We start from the raw sequence: 18,474 nt of genomic DNA on the forward strand, positions 1-18,474 counted from the left end.
AAAGGAGTTCCGGCGCCCTCTCATCTCTCAGGATCCGGCCGGATCCTGCAGGAGTTGGCACCTTACCGGCCGCTGCGGCGCGGCCGGCGGTTGCCGGGCTTCATCGGGCCAGTCCCTCCGCCACTCTGGATAAGAGAGCAGACGCGCTCTGTTGTGGCTGTTGAGAGTGATGCTAGCATGCCCGGGCGGGGAGGTCAACGACCTCCTGGCTCTGGGCTGAAGAGTGTGGGTCCCAGAAGGGAAAGGCGGTTGGCGAGCCAAGGGATTGGTAGCCAGTCCACATCCCGGAGGTGACTCGCACTGGACTTGCCCCGGTTTCGTGGACACCCCGGCACTTGGGGCGTAAGCCCCGGAAAGGGTGATCCCCATGCCGGCCACCAAGCCGCCGGACCCTCCCGAGTTCCGCCGGGGCACGGATGGTGCGCCCCGCACCCATTGAGAGCTGCGGTGGACGCATGGGGTCCGCTGGGGTCGGAAGCGGGTCGCCCGGCTAATGCGGGCCATGGGGCTCTGTGGCGTGCACCGGCGCCGGACCCGGGGGATCACCCGCCGGGATCCCCGCCGCCCGGTCGACCCCCGACCGGCTGCATCGGGAGTTTGTGCCCGATGCCCCCAACCGGATATGGGTGGCAGACCTCACGTAGCATCGATGCCTTCTCCCGTGCCGTGGTGGCTGGGCCATGGGGGGACCGGCCCGTCGCGGAGTTGCTGGTGGACGCCGTTACCATGGCGGTGCGGCGTCGCCGGCCAGGGCCCGCCCTGATCCACCACGCCGACCATGGGGCATAGGACACCTCGTTAGCGTTCACCCGTCGCTTGGAGGCCCTGGGCATCGCCGGATCAATGGGTCCTGTGGGCGATGCGCTGGACAACGCGATGGCGGAGAGTTTCGACGCGCCCCTGCAACGGGAGCTCCTCGACCGCCAAGCCTGGCCCACACGGGATCAACTGCCGCATGGCGATCTTCGAGTACGTCGAAGGGTTCTACAACCGGTAGCGGCGTCCCTCGGCCCTTGGTTCCCTCTCGCCCGACGAGTACGAGGACCGTTGGCAGCAGGAGCGAAAGACTCATTCACAGGAAGGGGTTGTCGCGTAAGCCTCAACCTGTCCACGAAACCGGGTCAACTCCAAAGCGGGTCAACTCCAAAAAGGTGGTCGTCCCGATGGCCAACACCCTTTACCTCAAGCGGGTCGTGGAAGATGTCGTACGTCAGCACCTCGCCCAGCAATTTGGGGTGCCATTCAAGTCCCGGGTACTAAAGCTCGTCGCCGGTGGCACCCACGAATTCGACGCGGTCTCCGACGACGGCAGAGTAGTGGCATCGATCAAGTCCGCTTCGGGCAAGACCTCCGGAGGGAAGAAGCCAGCGGGCAAGATAAACGCAGCGGTAGCCGAGCTATACTACCTCACGCTTATCGACGCTCCCATACGCATCCTCGTTCTGACAAGTGAAGAGTTTTTTGGGATCATGGAGAAGCACCTTCGCGGCAGGCTGGCCCCGGGCATTTCCCTGATGTACGTGCCGCTACCTAATGATGTACGGCAGCGTATGACGGAAATCCAGGCGCTCGCCAGTCAGGAAGTGCAACCAGTACGCCAGCTGGACGGAATGTCCTAAGGCGTCTGACGTTTTCAAAGACGAGCGGCTTTGGGAGCCAATGGCATTACTACACGGGCTGCTAGGGGAGGGGCACCTCGCCGTCGGCCACCGAGGGCCCGATGGACCGGGCGGGCCGCAACCAGGCCGGCACGTAGCTCCACGCCGCCCGCAGGTGGCGGCGGTTCTCCGCCGCCCGAGGATCGTGGCGGGCCACCAGCCCCCAGAAGGCCGGCCCGTGGTGCAGGTGGACCGTGTGGCACAGCTCGTGGATCAGCACGTGCTCGACCAGCTCCGGCGGCAGGAACAGGAGCTTCAGGCTGAGCCGGATGTGACGGGTCGCCGAGCAGCTTCCCCACCGGGTCTTGGGACACCCGACGGACGCACCGGCCAGCCGGAAGCCCCGCTCCCGGGCCAGGGCCTCAAGCCAGGGCAGCAGGGTGGCCCGGGCCCGCCGCGCCAGCCAGGCCCGCAGGGGCGGGGCCCAGGCGGCCGGTCCCCGTTCCAGGGCACCGGCGGGCAGCGTGATCCGGCCCGCCACCGGTACCTCTTGGGGGAGGGCCGCGGCGGCCGGGCCGGCCGGCCAGAACCCGGGGGTCCCCGCCCCGGCGGGGGGCGCCGGCGCCGCGGGCGGTGAGGAGGGCGTCACCGGCCCGCCCGCGGCCGGCCCGGCCGCCGGGGGCCGGCGGGACGGCACGGCCGGCTCCGGGCCGGGCGCGCCCCCCACGAGCCACACCTCGCCCAGGGCCCGCAACCATACCCAGGCCGGCGGGCTCGGCGGGGCGGCCGGTAGACCGGGCGCCGGCTCCGGTGGGGCGTTGCCGCTGCCGCCGGCCCGGCGCGCCTCTTCCTCCAGGCGGCGCCGGGCCCGCTGGATCCACCCCGCGTGCTGGGCGACCACCTGGGGCACCCGGTGGAGCGCATAGCCCCGCGGCACCACGACCACCAGGCCGTCGGCCGGCGAGAGGACCAGCCGCACCCGGCGCGCCCGGGCGCTGACCCGGACGGTGTAGGCGGGCAGGCCGGCGGGCAACCCGGCCGGCTCCGGCCGCCGGCCGGCCTCCCGGGACCGGCCGGGGCCCCGGCCCGGGTCCGCCGCTGGCCTATCCGCCTCCTGGTGCCGGGGGTCCCGGCGTTCCGGCGCCGGCCCCCGGGCCCCAGACCGCCCGCCGCCCGCCGGCGCCCCGCCGGTTCGTCCCCCACCCGCCGCCCTGCCCATCCAACCCCCTCCTCGCCCGTTCCCGCCGGGCCTCGGGCCGGCCCGGCGGGGCGAAGCCCGAGCCGCCGCCGGCCGCGGGCTTCCCGTCAACCATGGTCATGGTTCGCCCGGCCGGTCGCCGCTCCTCCCCGGGCCCCAAAAGGACGCGCCGGCCCGCGCGCCGGCCCGCGCCGGCCCGCGAAAAGGGGCGCCCGGCCCCGAATGGAAGGGCCACCGGATGGCATACATTGGTCCCGGAAGGAACCCGGCCGGTCCCCGACCGGCCGGGCCGGCCCCCTTGAAGGAGGTGCCGTCGTGTCCGACGGGGCTGCACCCGGGCCGGCCACCCGCTCGGTGATCGCCCTGCTGGTCTCGGCCGCCTTGCTGGCGGGCGCCCTGGGACTCCACCTCCGCCGGGCCCAGGAGCCGGTGGCCGGCGTCACCGCGCCGGGGCGGCCCACGGCCGACCGGGTGATCCGCCTGACGGAGTACGCCTATGAACCGGCGGTGATCGAAGTCCGCCAGGGGACCCGGGTGCGGCTGACCCTGATCAACACCGGACGGGAGGAACACGAGCTGGAGATCGGCGGCTACGGCCTGGAGGTGGCCGGACTCCGGCCGGGAACCAGCGTGCGGCTGATCTTCAACGCCGACGTGCCGGGCCGCTTTGAGCTGGCCTGCCACATGCCCGGCCACTACGAGAAGGGGATGCGCGGGGTCCTGGTGGTCCACCCCGCCGACGCCGACCGCTAGGGTCCCGTTGCGGCGCGGGGCCTGCGAGCGCCGGCCCTCGGCCGTGGTATGGTGTTGCCGGGAGGCGACGCCATGCCCGCGAAGGAGTTGTCACCGGCACCCGATCCCGCCCCGGCCGCCCGCGCCCGCAGCCGGGTGCTGGCCGCCCTTCTGGCCGCCGGCGGCGGGCCCGTTTCGGGTGCGGACCTGGCCGGCCGGTTGGGCATCAGCCGCACGGCCCTGTGGAAGCACATCGAATCCCTGCGCCGGGACGGCTGGCCGGTGGAAGGCCGGCCGCACCACGGCTACACCCTCGATCCCGGGGCTGCCCGGGAGCTGGCGGCCCGCCGGTTCGTCCCCGAGCTGCTGGAGGCGCGGCGGCTGGGGTCGCGGCTGGGCCACACCGTCCACTGGTACCCGGAGGTGGGTTCGACCAACGACGTGGCCCGGCGGCTGGCCGAAGGCGGGGCGCCGGAGGGGACCGTCGTGGTCGCCGGCCGCCAGGTGGCCGGCCGCGGCCGCCTGCGCCGCTTTTGGTGGAGCCCGCCCGGCGGGCTGTGGATGTCCCTCATCCTCCGCCCCACCCTTCCCCCCGAGCGGCTGCCCCTGCTGACCCTGGCCGTGGCCACGGCCGTGGCCGAGGCCGTCGAGCTCCTGGCCGGCCGGCCCGTGGCCGTCAAGTGGCCCAACGACGTGCTGGTCGACGACCGCAAGATCGCCGGCATCCTGCTGGAGACCGTCACCCATCCCCACGGCGCCGAGTACGTGGTGGCGGGGATCGGCGTCAACCTGGACGTCCAGGGGGAGCCGGTGCCGGAGGAACTGGCGGACCGGATCACCTGGCTTGGCCGGGAGGCCCCGCAGCCGGTCACGGTCAACGACGTGGCCGAAACCATCCTCCAGCGGCTCGAGGCCCGCTACCTCCAGCTCCACGGTGAGGGCGGCGAACCGGTCCTGGCCGCCTGGCGCAGTCGGGCCGCCTGGCTGGGGGAGCCGGTTCGGATCGTCCTGCCCGGGGGCGAGGTGGAGGGCATCGCCCTGGACGTAGCAGCCGACGGCTCCCTGGTGGTCGAACAGGCCGGCGGCACGCGCCGCCGCATCCTGGCCGGGGACGTGCAGCGCCTCAGGCCCCTGGGCGGCACGCCGGAGGCCGGATCCCGGTGACGGCCGGCCGCCGTCCTCCGGCCCGGGCCGTCGCCGAACCCGTGCGGGCGGCCGCCGCCCCGGCGGTGATCGTCCCCTGGCCCTCCCCCCTGACCCCGGTGATCGTCGTCCGGCGCCTCAACCGCTTCGCCGTGGAAGCCGCCGTGGCGGCAGCCGGCCCCGACGGCCGGGCGGGCCTGCAGGCGTCCGGCAGGGCCTCGGGGACCCCCCCGGCGGTGGCTCCCGGCACCGTCCTGCGGCTCCACCTGCCCAACTCCGGCCGCATGGCCGAGCTGCTGCAGCCCGGCACGCCCGGCCTGGCCTGGATCCCGCCGGGGGCGACGGGAGCGCCAGCCGACCCGCCCGGCGCTTCCCCGGGTCCCGCCGGGGCGGCCGGAGAAGGCCGCGATCCAGCACCGCCCGGCGCGAGCCCGGGCGCCGCCGGGTCCCGGCGGCAGGGGAGTCCGGTTTCCCGGCCCCCGCACCCGGCCCCCCGGCGGACGGCCGGCGACCTGCTGCTGGTCCGCGACCAGGAGCGGTGGGTCTCCGTCGATGCCCGCATGCCCAACCGGCTCTTCGCGGCGGCCCTTGACCGGCGCGCCCTGCCGCCCTTCGCGGCCTACCGGCGCTGGCGGGCGGAGGTGGCCTGGGGGGCCGGCCGCCTGGATTTCTGCCTGGATCAGGCGGACCCGCCCGCCCCGCCCTGCCTGGTGGAGACCAAGTCCTGCAACCTGGTGGAAGGGGCCACGGCCCTCTTCCCCGACGCCCCGACGGCCCGCGGCGCCCGGCACCTGGAGGAGCTGGCGGCGGCGGTCCGGCAGGGCTACCGGGCCGCCGTGGTCTGGTTCGTCCAGCGGGACGACGCGGCCGGCCTGGCACCCCACCGGCGGGCCGATCCCGCCTTCGCCGCAGCCCTTTCCCGGGCCCGGGCGGCCGGGGTGGAGGCCTATGCCTACCGCTGCCGGGTGACGCCGGCGGCCATCACCGTGCTGGACTCGATCCCGGTCGTGGAGGCATGAGGGCAGCCGGCCCCGTCGCCTACAGGCCCTCGCTGGGGCCGGCCACCTCGCCCGGTCCGACGATGCGCTCCGAGCGGCGTTCTTCCTTGAGGTAGGTGCCCTGCCGGTCCCAGACGTCCTCCAGCTCCCGCAGGGCCGCTCGCACCCGCTCGGGCTGGGCCAGGGCGACGGCGGTGATCAGGGCGTTGATCACGCTGAGGGGGGCCACCAGGGAATCGGCGAAGGAGGGCGACTCCGACTTGGCGGGCAGGACGATGCTGGCCTCTTCGACCAGCGGGGAGACCACGCTGTCGGTGATCAGGATCGTCCGGGCACCCCGCTGGGCGGCCAGGCGGAAGGCCTCGGCGGTGGCGCGGGCGTAACGGGGGAAGGTGATGGCCACCACCACGTCGGCGGGCCCGGCGGCCATCAGTTCCTCCAGCACCGTGCCGGCCTGGGTCAGAGTGCGGGCATTCCGCAGCATCAGCTGCAGGTAGTAGCCCAGGTAGTGGGCCAGGGCGGCGGCGCTGCGGTGGCCGACCACGTAGATCGCCCGGGCCCGCTGCAAGGCCCCCACGGCCTCGGCGAAGCGGTCCCGCGGCAGGCTGGCCAGGGTCGTGCGGATGTTCTCCATGTCGGTGCGCAGCACCGTGTCCAGGATCGTCTCCGCCCGCTCGCCCCGCTCCTCGGCCAGCACCAGGCGGTCGGCCGCGGACAGGCGGGCCCGCAGCTGGTCCTGCAGGTCCCGCTGCAGCTCGGGATAGCCGCTGTAGCCCAGGGCGATGGCAAACCGCACCACCGTGGACTCGCTGACCCCGACGGCGGCCCCCAGGCGCGCCGCCGTCATGAAGGCCGCCCGGGGCTCGTTCTGCAGGATGAACTCGGCCAGCTGCCGCTGGGCGCGGCTGAGCCGCCCCGCCCGCTTGCGCAGCCGCTCGGCAAAGCTCGCCATGACCGCCTCCCGCCATACGGCAAGGGCCGGCCTCCGGCGGGCCGGCCCTTGCCCGATTTCCCGCGTTCTGCCACCACGTTACACCGACGCCGCCGGTTCGCGGAAGACGTCCATCGTGGCCTCCGCCGGCTCCGGCTGGGGAACGTGATGGTAATCGGTGGCCGGCACCCAGCCGCGGGCGATCAGCGCCTCCGCCAGCCGGTCGATGGCGACCATGTAGGCCGCCAGCCGCATGGGCACCGATTCCTCCACGTGGCAGCGGTAGACCGCCTTAAAGGCGCTGACCATCAGCCGCTCCAGCTGGCGGACCACCTGTTCCTCCGACCAGTAGTACTGCATCAGGTTCTGGACCCACTCGAAGTAGGAGACCGTCACGCCGCCGGCATTGGCCAGGATGTCGGGCAGGACGAAGATCCCGCGCCGGTAGAGGATCTCGTCGGCCTCGGGGGTGGTGGGCCCGTTGGCCCCCTCGGCGATGATCCGCGCCTGGATGTGGGGCGCGTTCTCCTCGGTGATCACGTTCTCCAGGGCCGCCGGCACCAGGACGTCGACGGGCAGGCGGAAGAGGGCCTCGTTATCGATGGGCTGGCCCCCCGGGAAGTCGCGGACCGTGCCGTTCTGGCGCCCGTAGGCGAAGAGGGCCTCCACGTCCAGGCCCTGGGGGTTGTACACGCCGCCGTAGGCGTCGACCACCGCCACCACCCGCGTCCCCGAGCGGTGGAGGTAGCGGGCCACCCAGCTGCCCACCTTGCCGAAGCCCTGGATCGCCGCGGTCATGTGGTGCATGTCCATGCCCAGCACCTTGGCGGCCTCGCGGATGGTGACGACGACGCCGCGCCCGGTGGCCTCGCCGCGGCCCCGCGACCCGCCCAGCACCAGGGGCTTGCCGGTGATCACCGCCGGGTTGGGGTGGCCGGTGATCCGGGAGAACTCGTCCAGCATCCAGCCCATGACCTGGTCCGAGGTGTTGACGTCGGGCGCCGGGATGTCCCGGTCCGGGCCGATGAACCCGGCCAGCGCCCGGATGTAGCCGCGGCTGAGTTCTTCCAGCTCGCGGCGGGACAGCTCCCGCGGGTCGCAGATCACGCCGCCCTTGGCGCCGCCGTAGGGCAACCCCAGCAGGGCGCACTTGAAGGTCATCCAGATGGCCAGGGCCTTGACCTCGTCCAGGTCGACCCGGGGGTGGAACCGGATGCCCCCCTTGGTCGGACCCAGGACGTCGCAGTGCTGGGCGCGATAACCTTTGAAAAGTTTGAGCCGGCCGTTGTCCATCCGTACGGGGATGGACACCTCGATCACCCGGGCCGGCTCCTTGAGCAGCTCGTATACATCGGGCCCCAGCCCCAGCCGCTCGACGACGGCGGCCAGCTGTCTCTGGGCAGCCCTCAGAGGCGAGTGCTGTGCCTCCGGCATGGCGCGTCGTTCCCCCTCGCGGGCGTATGCTGCGGCCGGCCGCCTGGCAGCCCGACCGGCCGGCGCGGGCGCCCGTCCCCCCCAGGGATCACGGGGATCACGCGGGGGATCGCGCGCCCGGCTCTGCCAACCCGCTCCCTCACCGGCCCCCGCCGGGACGGGCGTCCCGGTCCTCCGGCGGCCGGCTTCATCCCGTTGCAACCCGTTGCCAGCGGTGCTCACCCCGTTGCTTTGGCGAACCGGTCCTTTCGAAAACCGATCCGGACCGGCCCCTGGCTCCGGGAGAACCCCGCTGCCGGAAGAAAGGCTCCGCCGCGGCCCCGCTGCGGTCTCGGACACCGCTCGCTGGGGATTCCGATGGTGGAGCAAGTCTTCCGTCAGCATTATACGCCGCTGCAGGATCGCCGTCATCGCCGGGCGCGCGGCCCGCCGCCGGTCCGTGGGGCCCCTGGCCCCTTCGCATCGCAACAGAGGTCAGGCCGGCGCCCCTGCGCCCCCGCCCTCGCGCCCAGGACCCGAAACGGTCGTCCCTTCCAGGGCCTGGCTGAGGGCCTCCCATTCGTCCACGCGGACCTCCAGCTCCCGGGCCACTTCTTCAGCCCGGCGGGCCGCCGCGGCCACCTCCGCGCCGCCCCGTGCCAGGAAGGCGGGATCGGACAGCCGGGCGACCAGCTCGGCCTGCTCTTGCTCGAGGCGAAGGATGACCTCCTCCAGGGCTGCCACTTGCTGGGCCAGGCGGCGCCGGTCCCCCGGCCGCAGGGCCGGCCTCACCCGGGCCCCAGCCGCCCCACCGGCGCGGCCCTCCGTTCCTGCCGCCCGGCGCCCCGGACCCGCCTCCGGCGGCGGCATCGGCCCGCGCGGGCCGGCGGACGAACCGGCTCCCCGCGCCGAGGGGACGCGCCCGTCCCCGGCCCCCGGGCCCGCCGCCGGCGCGGCCGGTTCCTCCGCCCGGGTCTGCAGCCGGGCGGCGAGCCAGCGGCTCAAGGGGCCCGGCGCCCGCTCGATGCGGCCGTCCTCGACCCACCAGATCGTCTCGACCAGGGTCTCCAGGAAGGTCCGGTCGTGGCTGCTGACGATCAACGTGCCGGGGTAGGCGGCCAGCGCCTCCTCCAGCACCTCGCGGGTCTCCAGGTCCAGGTGGTTGGTGGGCTCGTCCAGGATGAGGACGTTGGCCCGCAGGGCGGCCAGGCGCGCCAGGATCAGCCGGCTGCGCTCCCCGCCGCTGAGGGAGCCCACCGGCTGGTGCACCGCCTCGCCGCGGAAGAGGAACCGGGCCAGGGCATGGCGCGCCTCGGCCACCGTCGTCCCCGTGGCGGCCATGTAGTCTTCCAGCACGGTGCGCCGCGGGTCGTCCAGGCCCAGCAACTGGTCCAGGTAACCGCAGCGCACCCCCTCCCCCCGGACGACCCGGCCGGCGGCCGGCTCCAGGACGCCCGCCAGGAGCCGCAGCAAGGTGGACTTGCCGGCCCCGTTGGGACCGAGCACGCCGATGCGCTGGCCCCGCCGCACCTCCCCGTCCAGGCCGCGGAAGAGCCACGGCCCGTCGCCGTAGCGGTGGCCGGCGCCCTCCAGCCGGAAGACCACCTGGTGGGACGGGGGGCCCGCCTCCAGCCGGATCCGCGGCAGCGGCGGCGGGGGCGGCGGGGGTGGCGGCGCCTCCCGATCCAGCCGCTCCAGCTTCCGCTCCCGGTCCTTGGCCTGGGTGGCGCGGTTGCCCGCCCGGTAGCGGGCCACGAAGGCCTCCAGCCGCCGCCGTTCCTCCAGGTAGGTGCGGTAAGCGGCGGCCGCCTGTTCCCGCCGGCGCCGGCGCTCGGCGCGGTAGGCCTCGTAGTTGCCGTCGTAGAGCTCGAGGCGGCCGCCGGCCAGCTCGGCGATGCGCGTGCACACCCGGCTCAGCAGCCCCCGGTCGTGGGAGACCAGGACGACGGCGCCGGGGTAGGCGGCCAGGTGCCCTTCGAGCCAGGCGGCGGCCTCCACGTCCAGGTGGTTGGTCGGCTCGTCCAGGAGGAGCAGTTCCGGCCGCGCCACCAGCACCCGGGCCAGCCCCAGGCGCACCCGCTGGCCCCCGCTCAGGGCCGCCGGGGGCCGGTCCAGATCCGAAGACCGGAAGCCCAGCCCCGCCAGGATCTGGCGGGCCCGCGCCTCCATGGCGTAGCCGTCCTGCTGCTGGAACCGCTCCTGCAGGCGACCGTACCGGTCCAAGAGCCGTCCCAGCGCATCGTCCTCGGCTGAAGCGGCTGCATCCCGCGGCGCGGGCCCCACCGCCCCCGCCGCCCCCGCCGCCCCGGCCGCCCGGGCGATGGCGTGCTCCAGCTCAGCCAGCTCCCGGCGCAGCGCCAGGAGCTGGTCGAACCCGGCCAGCACCGCGTCGAGGACCGTGGCCCCGTCCACGGCGGCGGGATCCTGGGGCAGGTAGCCGGCCCGCAGGCCCTGGGCCCGCTGGACCTCGCCCCCGTCGGGCTCCAGGACCCCGGCCAGGATCCGCAGCAGGGTCGACTTGCCGGCCCCGTTGGGCCCGACCAGGCCCAGCCGGTCCCCTTCCCGGACCTGGAGGTCGACCCCCTCAAGGACCGGCCGGCCGCCCAGATGCCGGGTCACGGCGCGGGCCTCCAGGATCACCGCGCGGTTTGCCCCTGCGGGCGCCACGGCCCTCACCTCCTTCCTCCTTGTACCGGCTGGCGACCGGCCTGTCGAGGGGCCGCGTTCTTCCATCGCCAGGAATCGGCGGGCGGCCGGCGAAGCATCGTCCAGGAGTCCACGTCCAAGGGGGATGCGACGATGGGGACCTTCCGGATCGAGGTGCCGGAGCGGTACAACTTCGCCCGCGACGCCATCGACCGCTGGGCCGAGGACCCGGAGCGCCCGGCCATGCTGTGGGTCGACGACGACGGCGCCGGCCACCCCTTCACCTTCCGCCACTTCGCCGAGCGCTCCCGCCGGGTGGCGGGCCTGCTGCGCTCCCTGGGCATCGGCCGCGGCGACCGGGTCCTGCTGGTGCTGGGGCGGGAGGTGGCCTGGTGGGAGGCCATGCTGGGGCTGATCCGGCTGGGCGCCATCCCCGCGCCAGGGACGACCCTGCTCACCGCCCGCGACCTGCTCTACCGGATCGAGCGGACGGAAGCGGCGGCGGTGATCGCCGACCCCGAGGTGGCCGAGCGGGTCGACGCCGTCGCCGACCGGTGCCCGTCGCTGCGAGCGCGGATCGTGGTGGGTGGAACCCGCCCCGGCTGGGTCGAATACGAGGCCGCCGTGGCCGCCGCGCCGCCCGATGAGGGCGAGATCACCGCGGCCACCGATCCCATGCTGATCTACTTCACCTCCGGCACCACCGGGTATCCCAAGATGGTCCTCCACGAGCACAGCTACCCGCTGGGCCACCGGGTGACCGGGGAGCTCTGGTGCGACCTCAAACCCGGCGACCTGCACTGGAACGTGTCGGACACCGGCTGGGCCAAGGCCGCCTGGTCCAGTTTCTGCGGCCCCTGGGTGGCCGGCGCCCAGGTGATGGTCGATCACAAGCCCGGCAAGTTCGACCCCCGGCGCACCCTGGAGCTGATCGGGCGGCACCGGCCCGCCAGCCTCTGCGCGCCGCCCACCGTCTACCGCCTGCTGGTCCTGGAGCCCCTCGACCGCTACGACCTCTCCAGCCTGCGCTCCTGCGTGTCGGCGGGGGAGCCCCTGAACCCCGAGGTGATCCACATCTGGGAGCGGGCGACGGGCGTGACCATCCGGGACGCCTACGGCCAGACGGAGACCGTCTGCATGATCGCCAACTGGCCGGGCCTGCCCGTCAAGCCGGGCTCCATGGGCAAGCCGTCGCCCCATGCCGAGGTGGCCATCATCGACGAGCAGGGGCGGGTACTGCCGCCCGGGCAGGAGGGGGACATCGCCATCCGGGTCGAGCCGGAGCGGCCCGTGGGGATCTTCCGGGAGTACTGGAAGGACCCCGAGGGGACGGCCGGCCGCCGGGTGGGCCCCTGGTACATCACCGGCGACCGCGGGATCATGGACGAGGACGGCTACTTCTGGTTCGTCGGCCGGGCCGACGACGTGATCATCAGCGCGGGCTACCGTATCGGCCCCTTCGAGGTGGAGAGCGCCCTGGTGGAACACCCCGCCGTGGCCGAGGCGGCGGTGGTGGCCAGCCCGGATCCCGTCCGCGGCAGCATCGTCAAGGCCTTCGTGGTGCTGGCGCCCGGCTACGCCCCCAGCGAGGCCCTGGCCGCGGAGCTCCAGGAGCACGTCAAGAACACCACGGCCCCTTACAAGTACCCGCGGGAGATCGAGTTCGTGCCCGACCTGCCGAAGACCATCTCCGGCAAGATCCGGCGGGTGGAGCTGCGGGAGCGGGAGATGCAGCGCAAGGCCGGTGCCCGCGCCGGCGGCAGCGGGTCCGGCGGAGGTGACGCGGGCCCGGCGGCGTGACCGGCGGGGGCCGGCTGAGCCGCCATCTCCGGACGGCGGGCCCGAGGTCCCGGCTCACACGGCCACCGGCCCCGCCTGGCCGCGGAAGGCCTGCTTGTAGCGGGCGAAGTCCCACTGCCGGAAGAACCGGCTCGCCGCCTCCCGGCCCGCCTGGTAGAGCCGGCGGCGGGTCGCGCCGTCCAGTTCGAAGTCGGTGGTGCGCACCCCCAGGCTCGGCACGGCCACCGTCCGGGCGGCGCTGTGGGCGTTGGCCAGTTCCTCCCGCGCCTCCAGGGCGGTGCTGACCAGGGCGATCAGGTATCCCAGCGGACCGTCGAAGGGGACCGCCTGGTCCACCGGATCCGCCAGCCGGAAGCCGAAGGTGGGCCACGGCGGGACCCCTTCGACGTCGAACAGCCAGACGGGGAAGTTGGCCACCAGCCCGCCGTCCACCACCAGGCTGGTGGCCGGCCCGTCGGGGCCCGGGTAGACCAGGGGCACGGGCTCGTAGAAGTACGGCAGCGCCGCGCTCATGCGGACAGCCCGGGCGACGGGGAAGCGGGCCGGGTCGAGGCCGTAGTCGGGCAGGTCCCGGGGAAGGACCAGCATCCGCCGCCGGGTGACGTCGGCCGCCACCACCTGGAGCCGGTAGCGGAAGCGGGGGTCGTCCCCCGCCAGGCTCGGCGGCAGCTCCAGGTCGGCGAAGGTCCGCACGCCCTTCTGGGCCAGAAGGTCGGCCAGCCAGTCCTCCAGCGCCTGGCCCTCGTAGAGGCCGTTCTCCAGTAGCAGGCTGAGAAGGCCGCCCGCCAGCGGCACCCGGTCCAGGGCATCCCGGTCCCGGAAGCGGGCGAAGTCCGTGGTCTCCATCAGCCGGCGCATCTCGGCGGGCGTGTACCCGGCGGCCCGCAAGGCGGCGACGATGGCCCCGCCGGAGGTGCCGCCCAGGTTGACCCAGCGGTACCCCCGTTCCTCCGCCACCTCCAGGGCCCCGATCAGGGCGATGACCCGCACCCCACCGCCGGACAGGACGGCGTCGGCGTTCAATCGGGTTCGCCTCCTCCCCGCGGGCAAGCCGCCCGCGCTGGACCATGGTGTCGATGGACCGTCGTCTCGAGGCATGGACCGTCGTGACAAGATATGCGGGCCGCCGGGCCCTGGCCCTCCAGGTCAACGGGCCCCGATCTCCGGGTGAACGGGCCCCGATCCGGAAAGGCTATCCCACGGTCAGGAGGTGCGGACCGTGGGCGGCTGGCTCTCCTGGTTCACCCCGCGACGATCCGGGGACGCTCCGGGCGGCGACGCGCCGGGCGGCGATGGCGCAAGCCCCGCTCCCGGGCGCGCTGGCGTCCGGGGGCCGGGCGCCGGCGATGCCCCAGGTGCCGGCTCCCGCCAGGGTCCCGCCCCGGCGGCGGGTGGAGGGCGGCGGGCGTCGACCGGCCAGGCCGCCGGGGCTCCGGAGCGGGCCGGCCTGCGCGGCCACGGGGCCGAAGCGGGGCCCCGGGCCCGGGGGATCACCGAGATCCGCTACGACGGCCCGGCGGGATGGTGGGCCGTGGCCAACATGCTGCCGCCGACGCCGCCGGTTGGCGGCAAGCGGCGCGACGTGCCGGCCACCCACATCGACCCCACGTCCCGGAGGGCCCTCAAGCTCTTGCGCCGCCACACCCGGCGCACCCTGGCCGCCATCGACACCCTGCTGGACCACGCCCAGGAGGTTCCGGGCGGCTACCGCCGCTTGACCGGGCCCGCCCGGCACGACCTGCAGCGGGCGCGGCGCCAGCTCGCCTATTACATCGGTCCCAGCGACGACATCGTTTACAGGCCCTTCCACTTCGGCCTCCTCTCCGGGCTGGTGGTCTACGCGGAAGGGGTGGTCGACCCCAAGTTCGTCAGCGAGGCGGTGCTGGAGCCCCTGCAGCGGCTGGCGGCGGCCCGCTGGGCGGCCGGCCGCAAGCCGGCCGCCGAAGCCGGCACCCCGGCGGGGCAACCGCCGGCAGCCCGGACCGGGGAGGAACCGGCCGCCCAGGACGGGGCCGGGGCGGAAGGGGCGCTGCGGCGGCAGCAGCAACGGGGGCCTTCCCAAATCGCGGACGGGACCACCGGGGCCGGTGGGGGCGCCCGCCCGCCGGAGCACGGGACCCGGCAGCCGGTGCTTCCGCCGGAGGTGGCCGGCCGGCTGACCCGGGAACTGCGCCAGGCCATCACCATCGCCACCGAGGTCCGGCGGACCCGCTCCTACCGGCAGGCGGCCCAGGCCGTCCTGGAGGGGAAGGCCGCCCTGGTGGTGGCCGGCGTCCCCGACATCCTGACCTTCGGGGCCGAGGGTTGGCCCAAGCGCCAGCCCGACGAGCCCGAGTCCGAGCGCACCATCCGCGGGCCCCGGGAAGGCCTGGTGGAGACCCTCTCGGACAACCTGGCCCTGATCCGGCGCTGGATCCGGGACCCGTCCCTGCGGGTTCGCAAGATCAAACTGGGCAAGCGCACCCGCACGCCGGTCGCCATGGTGTACATCGAGAACCTGGCGCCCCAACCCATCGTGGACGAGGTCTGGGAGCGGCTGCAGAGCATCGACGCCGAGGCGATCATCGAGAGCGGCACGGTGGAGGAGTACCTGACGGGGCGCAAGGCGTCGATCTTCCCCCTGGTCCAAGCCACCGAGCGGACCGACAAGGTGGCCGCCGCCCTGCTGGAGGGCCGGGTGGTCGTCCTGGTCGACCGCAGCCCCTTCGCCCTGTTCGTGCCCACGTCCCTGGCCGAGCTGTACCAGAGCCCCGACGACTACTACGTCAATTTCTGGCAGGGGACGGCGGTCCGCCTGCTGCGCATCGTCGGCCTGTTCATCTCCCTGGCCCTGCCGGGCCTGTACATCACCCTGGTGGGGTTCCACCCCGAGCTGATCCCGACCAAGCTGGCCCTGGCCAGCGCCGGCATCCGTCAGGGAACGCCGATGCCCGCGGCGGTGGAGCTGGTCGCCATGGAGCTGCTGTTCGAGCTCTTCCGCGAGGGCGGCCTGCGGCTGCCCGCCGCGGTGGGCCAGACGGTGGGCATCGCCGGCGGCGTCGTGCTGGGGACCGCGGCCGCCCAGGCCGGGTTCGTCTCGGGCATCGTGATCGTGGTGACGGCGGGCACGGCCATCGCCTCCTTCGCCATCCCCAACTACTTCCTCGGCCTGACCTGGCGCATCCTCAAGTTCGCCCTGATCGGCCTCAGCGCCACCTTCGGGCTGACGGGGCTAGTGGCGGGGATGCTGCTGGTGGCGGCCCACCTGGCCGCCGCCGAGTCGGCGGGCGCGCCCTACACCACACCCTTCGGCCCCATCCGGCCGAAGCGGATGATGCGCATGGCCGTCCGCCCGCCCCACTGGGAGAAGGGCGCGGCCGACCGCCCCTGAGCCGCCGGGAAGCGGGCGCGGGCCGGGCGGCCTGGGGCTGGGCGGCGGGCCCCACCCTGGGCGTGAACCGGGCGGGACCGCCGGCACGGGGCCGCGGGACGGTGGGCGCGGCGGCGGGACCGTCCGCCCACCGGTTCTGGGAAGCCCTGGCCGAAAGCCCCGTGGCGGGCCATGGAACGCCGGGGTACCCGCGGCGCCCCGGCGGGCGGATCCCCGGGCGGGCGAAGAGGGCCCGCGCCGCGACCGCCACCCGGCCGGCCGCCCAGGTCAGGACCGGGTCAGAGCAGGACGGAGGCGACGGGATGAGCGGGACGGGAGGAACGGGCCCCGGGCCATCCGCCCCGGCTCCGGCCCGGGGCATGACGCGGGCGGGGGTGTGGATCTCGGGGCGGGGCCTGGTGGCCCTGTTCTTCTTCACCCTGTTCCAGTTCCAGCTGCTCGACGGGCCCATGTGGCTGGCCCGGGCGGCCGGGCGTTTCGGGTGGCTGGTGGAGCTCTTGGGCGCCCTGATGGGCCTGCCCCTGCTGCTGGCGATGCTGGATTTGGCGGGGCGCTTCCCCGGCCAGACGGTGTACCAGTACGCCCGCCTGCTGCTGGGCCGGCCCGTCGCCTTCGTCGCCAACGGCCTGACGCTGCTCTACGGCCTGCTCTTCCTCGGCTACTTCCTGCGCCAGTTCATCATCGTGGTCCAGACCTACCTGCTGCCCCGCACGCCGGTCTGGGCCATCATGGCCCTGGTGGTGGCCGGGATCGTGGTGGTGGTGAGCCTGGGCCCCATGGCCCTCAACCGCCTGGCCCAGATGCTGCTGGTCCCCGTGCTGCTGGCGTCCCTGACCATGCTGGTCATCGCCATGCGCAACGTCGACCCGATGCTGCTCCTGCCCCTCTGGCCCGTCCCCCTGGGCGCCCTGGCCGCCGTGCCCACGGTGGGGTTCCTCCCCTTCGTGCCGATCAAGCACCTGCTGGTCCAGCTGGCCGTGGTGCGGCGCCCCCAGGACCACCGGCGGTCCCTCCTGATGACCTATCTGGCCGTGGCCCTGTTCAAGGTGGTGGCGACGGCGGCGACCCTGGCCATCTTCGGCCATCGGGCCGTAGCGCTGCTGGCCTGGCCGGCCCTGGAAGCCCTGCGGGTCGTCCAGGTGCCCCTGGCCCTGCTGGAGGAACTCGGCCTGCCCGGCCTGGTGGTCTACCAGACAGTGCTGTTCGTCTCCAGCGCCGTCTTCCTCGTCAGCGACTACGTGGGCTTGCCGGTGTGGCTTGGCCTTGGGCCGAGGGCGATGCCATGGCTGCTCCCCCTCCTGGCCCTGGCCGCGGCCGCCGTCGGCCTGGCGCCCCAGGACGAGGCCCAGGTGGACCTGCTACGGCGGGTGGTGATGTACGGCGGACTCTACGCCGCCGTGGCCTACCCCCTGGTGCTCTGGCTGGTAGCCCGCTGGCGCAGGATGGGGGTGACCACCGCGCCATGAAGGGCGCCAGGATCCGGGCGGCCCTGGTCCTGCTGCTGGCGGCGGTCCTCCTCGCCGGGTGCTGGGATCTGGAGGAGATCGACCGCCGCACCGTCGTCCTGGGCCTCGCCTTCGACACGACCCGGGACGGCGGCGTCCGCATGGTGGCCTCGGTCCCCGATCCCCGGGCCCTGGTCCCCTCGGGCGGCACCGTCATCGGCCCCCCACCCAAGGAGCCGGCCTTCGTCGTCCTCCAGACCCGGGGGCGCACGGTGTCGGAGAACCTGGCGGCGCTGCGGGAGATCACCAGCCGCGACCTCTTCCTGGGCCAGATCCTGGTCGTGGGGGTCTCGGAGCGCCTGGCGCGCCAGGGGATCCTCTCCATCCTGGAGGTCCTGATGAACAACACCGACATCCCCCGGGCCGCCTGGTTCGTGGTGGCCGCCGGCGACCCTGCGCACGTCCTGGCCATCAAGCCGCCCCAGCAGACCTTTCCCGAGTTCTACCTGGACGACGTCTTCCGCGCCCGGGGCAAGGCGGCGGGCGCCCTGGCCGTACCCTACTGGCGGGTCTGGGTCGACACCCTCCTGCCGGGACGGGACGCCCTGGTTCCCGTGGTGGGCCCGGGCCCCCAGCGGCAGATGCGGGTCGCCCAGGTGGCCGCCTTCCGCGACGGGCGCCTGGTGGGCATCCTGTCCGAGCCGGAAACCCGGTTGCTGGCGCTGATCCGGGACGCCCGCAACACCCTATGGGAGGTGGAGCTGGGCGATGGCCGGCGCATCGGCCTGCGCCCCCTGGGGGCGGATACCCGGATCGTGCCGCTGGCCCCGGGACCCGGCGGCGCCCCCCGCTTCCGCTTCGACGTGCAGCTCAACATGGCCTTGATGGAGGTCTATGGGGCGACGGGGGGCGCACCCCGGGCCTTCGAGCAGGCGGCGGAGCGGGATCTGACCCGCGCCCTCCAGCGGCTCCTGCACCGGCTGCAGGCCATGGGCAGCGATCCCCTGGGCTTTGGCGAGTACTGGCGCATCGCGCAGCCCGCCGCCTTCCGGTCCCGCGACTGGCACACCCAGTGGCCCCAGGCCCGGATCGACGTCCGGGTGCGCGTCAACATCGGCCGGGGCGGCGCCTTCCACTAACGCGACGCCTTCCACTAATCAACACCGGGCCGGGTGGGGTCGGGCTCCACCTGGCGGCAGC

Annotated in this window: 14 protein-coding genes and 1 riboswitch; of the genes, 9 read left to right on the forward strand and 5 right to left on the reverse strand. The window is 74.2% G+C overall.

The annotated features are described in order from the left end of the window. Positions 1-17 precede the first annotated feature (17 nt). Positions 18-136, reverse strand: a riboswitch (SAM riboswitch). A gap of 306 nt (positions 137-442) precedes the next feature. Continuing rightward, positions 443-763 carry a helix-turn-helix domain-containing protein gene (locus ACYQ02_RS04260; protein WP_460039216.1) on the forward strand — a complete coding sequence of 107 codons (321 nt, stop codon included), beginning with the start codon at positions 443-445 and terminating at the stop codon, positions 761-763. A 400-nt stretch (positions 764-1,163) separates the two neighbouring features. After that, entirely contained in the window at positions 1,164-1,619 is a 456-nt protein-coding gene (locus ACYQ02_RS04265; RefSeq protein WP_460039193.1) for a hypothetical protein, read from the forward strand. A 61-nt stretch (positions 1,620-1,680) separates the two neighbouring features. Here the strand turns inward: ACYQ02_RS04265 and ACYQ02_RS04270 are convergent, their stop codons facing one another. Beyond that, positions 1,681-2,817 carry a M48 metallopeptidase family protein gene (locus ACYQ02_RS04270; RefSeq protein WP_460039194.1) on the reverse strand — a complete coding sequence of 379 codons (1,137 nt, stop codon included), beginning with the start codon at positions 2,815-2,817 and terminating at the stop codon, positions 1,681-1,683. A 294-nt stretch (positions 2,818-3,111) separates the two neighbouring features. Here ACYQ02_RS04270 and ACYQ02_RS04275 point away from each other — a divergent pair, with 294 nt between their 5' ends. From ACYQ02_RS04275 to sfsA, 3 genes are all read left to right on the forward strand, one after another. Then, entirely contained in the window at positions 3,112-3,549 is a 438-nt protein-coding gene (locus ACYQ02_RS04275) for a cupredoxin domain-containing protein (protein ID WP_460039195.1), read from the forward strand. 72 nt (positions 3,550-3,621) lie between these two features. Then, on the forward strand, positions 3,622-4,692 hold the full coding sequence (locus ACYQ02_RS04280; protein ID WP_460039196.1) for a biotin--[acetyl-CoA-carboxylase] ligase: 1,071 nt from the start codon (positions 3,622-3,624) through the stop codon (positions 4,690-4,692). Continuing rightward, positions 4,689-5,690 (forward strand): DNA/RNA nuclease SfsA, encoded by a 1,002-nt coding sequence (sfsA, locus tag ACYQ02_RS04285; RefSeq protein WP_460039197.1) that lies wholly within the window; start codon positions 4,689-4,691, stop codon positions 5,688-5,690. The genes ACYQ02_RS04280 and sfsA overlap by 4 nt, the downstream gene beginning before the upstream one ends. Before the next feature lie 19 nt (positions 5,691-5,709). Here sfsA and ACYQ02_RS04290 read toward each other — a convergent pair whose 3' ends face one another. The 3 genes from ACYQ02_RS04290 to ACYQ02_RS04300 form a co-directional block, all read right to left on the reverse strand. Beyond that, complete coding sequence (locus ACYQ02_RS04290; protein ID WP_460039198.1) at positions 5,710-6,621, reverse strand: MurR/RpiR family transcriptional regulator; 912 nt, start codon at positions 6,619-6,621, stop codon at positions 5,710-5,712. 78 nt (positions 6,622-6,699) lie between these two features. Next, complete coding sequence (locus ACYQ02_RS04295) at positions 6,700-8,034, reverse strand: Glu/Leu/Phe/Val family dehydrogenase (RefSeq protein WP_460039199.1); 1,335 nt, start codon at positions 8,032-8,034, stop codon at positions 6,700-6,702. Between the two features lie 474 nt (positions 8,035-8,508). Continuing rightward, entirely contained in the window at positions 8,509-10,689 is a 2,181-nt protein-coding gene (locus ACYQ02_RS04300) for an ABC-F family ATP-binding cassette domain-containing protein (RefSeq protein ID WP_460039200.1), read from the reverse strand. Between the two features lie 123 nt (positions 10,690-10,812). Here ACYQ02_RS04300 and ACYQ02_RS04305 point away from each other — a divergent pair, with 123 nt between their 5' ends. Further along, positions 10,813-12,459: an acetate--CoA ligase gene (locus tag ACYQ02_RS04305; RefSeq protein ID WP_460039201.1), complete on the forward strand. Its 1,647-nt coding sequence runs from the start codon at positions 10,813-10,815 to the stop codon at positions 12,457-12,459. A gap of 54 nt (positions 12,460-12,513) precedes the next feature. Here ACYQ02_RS04305 and ACYQ02_RS04310 read toward each other — a convergent pair whose 3' ends face one another. Further along, complete coding sequence (locus ACYQ02_RS04310) at positions 12,514-13,482, reverse strand: patatin-like phospholipase family protein (RefSeq protein ID WP_460039202.1); 969 nt, start codon at positions 13,480-13,482, stop codon at positions 12,514-12,516. Positions 13,483-13,678: 196 nt separating this feature from the next. Between ACYQ02_RS04310 and ACYQ02_RS04315 the strand changes: the two genes are divergently transcribed. The 3 genes from ACYQ02_RS04315 (at position 13,679) to ACYQ02_RS04325 (ending at position 18,413) form a co-directional block, all read left to right on the forward strand. Further along, entirely contained in the window at positions 13,679-15,829 is a 2,151-nt protein-coding gene (locus tag ACYQ02_RS04315; RefSeq protein WP_460039203.1) for a spore germination protein, read from the forward strand. A gap of 302 nt (positions 15,830-16,131) precedes the next feature. Then, entirely contained in the window at positions 16,132-17,295 is a 1,164-nt protein-coding gene (locus tag ACYQ02_RS04320) for a GerAB/ArcD/ProY family transporter (RefSeq protein WP_460039204.1), read from the forward strand. Further along, positions 17,292-18,413, forward strand: coding sequence for a Ger(x)C family spore germination protein (locus ACYQ02_RS04325; protein WP_460039205.1), 1,122 nt, complete (start codon positions 17,292-17,294; stop codon positions 18,411-18,413). Before ACYQ02_RS04320 ends, ACYQ02_RS04325 begins: the two co-directional genes overlap by 4 nt. The last annotated feature ends 61 nt before the right edge of the window (positions 18,414-18,474 follow it).

The organism is Thermaerobacter litoralis, assembly GCF_054654595.1.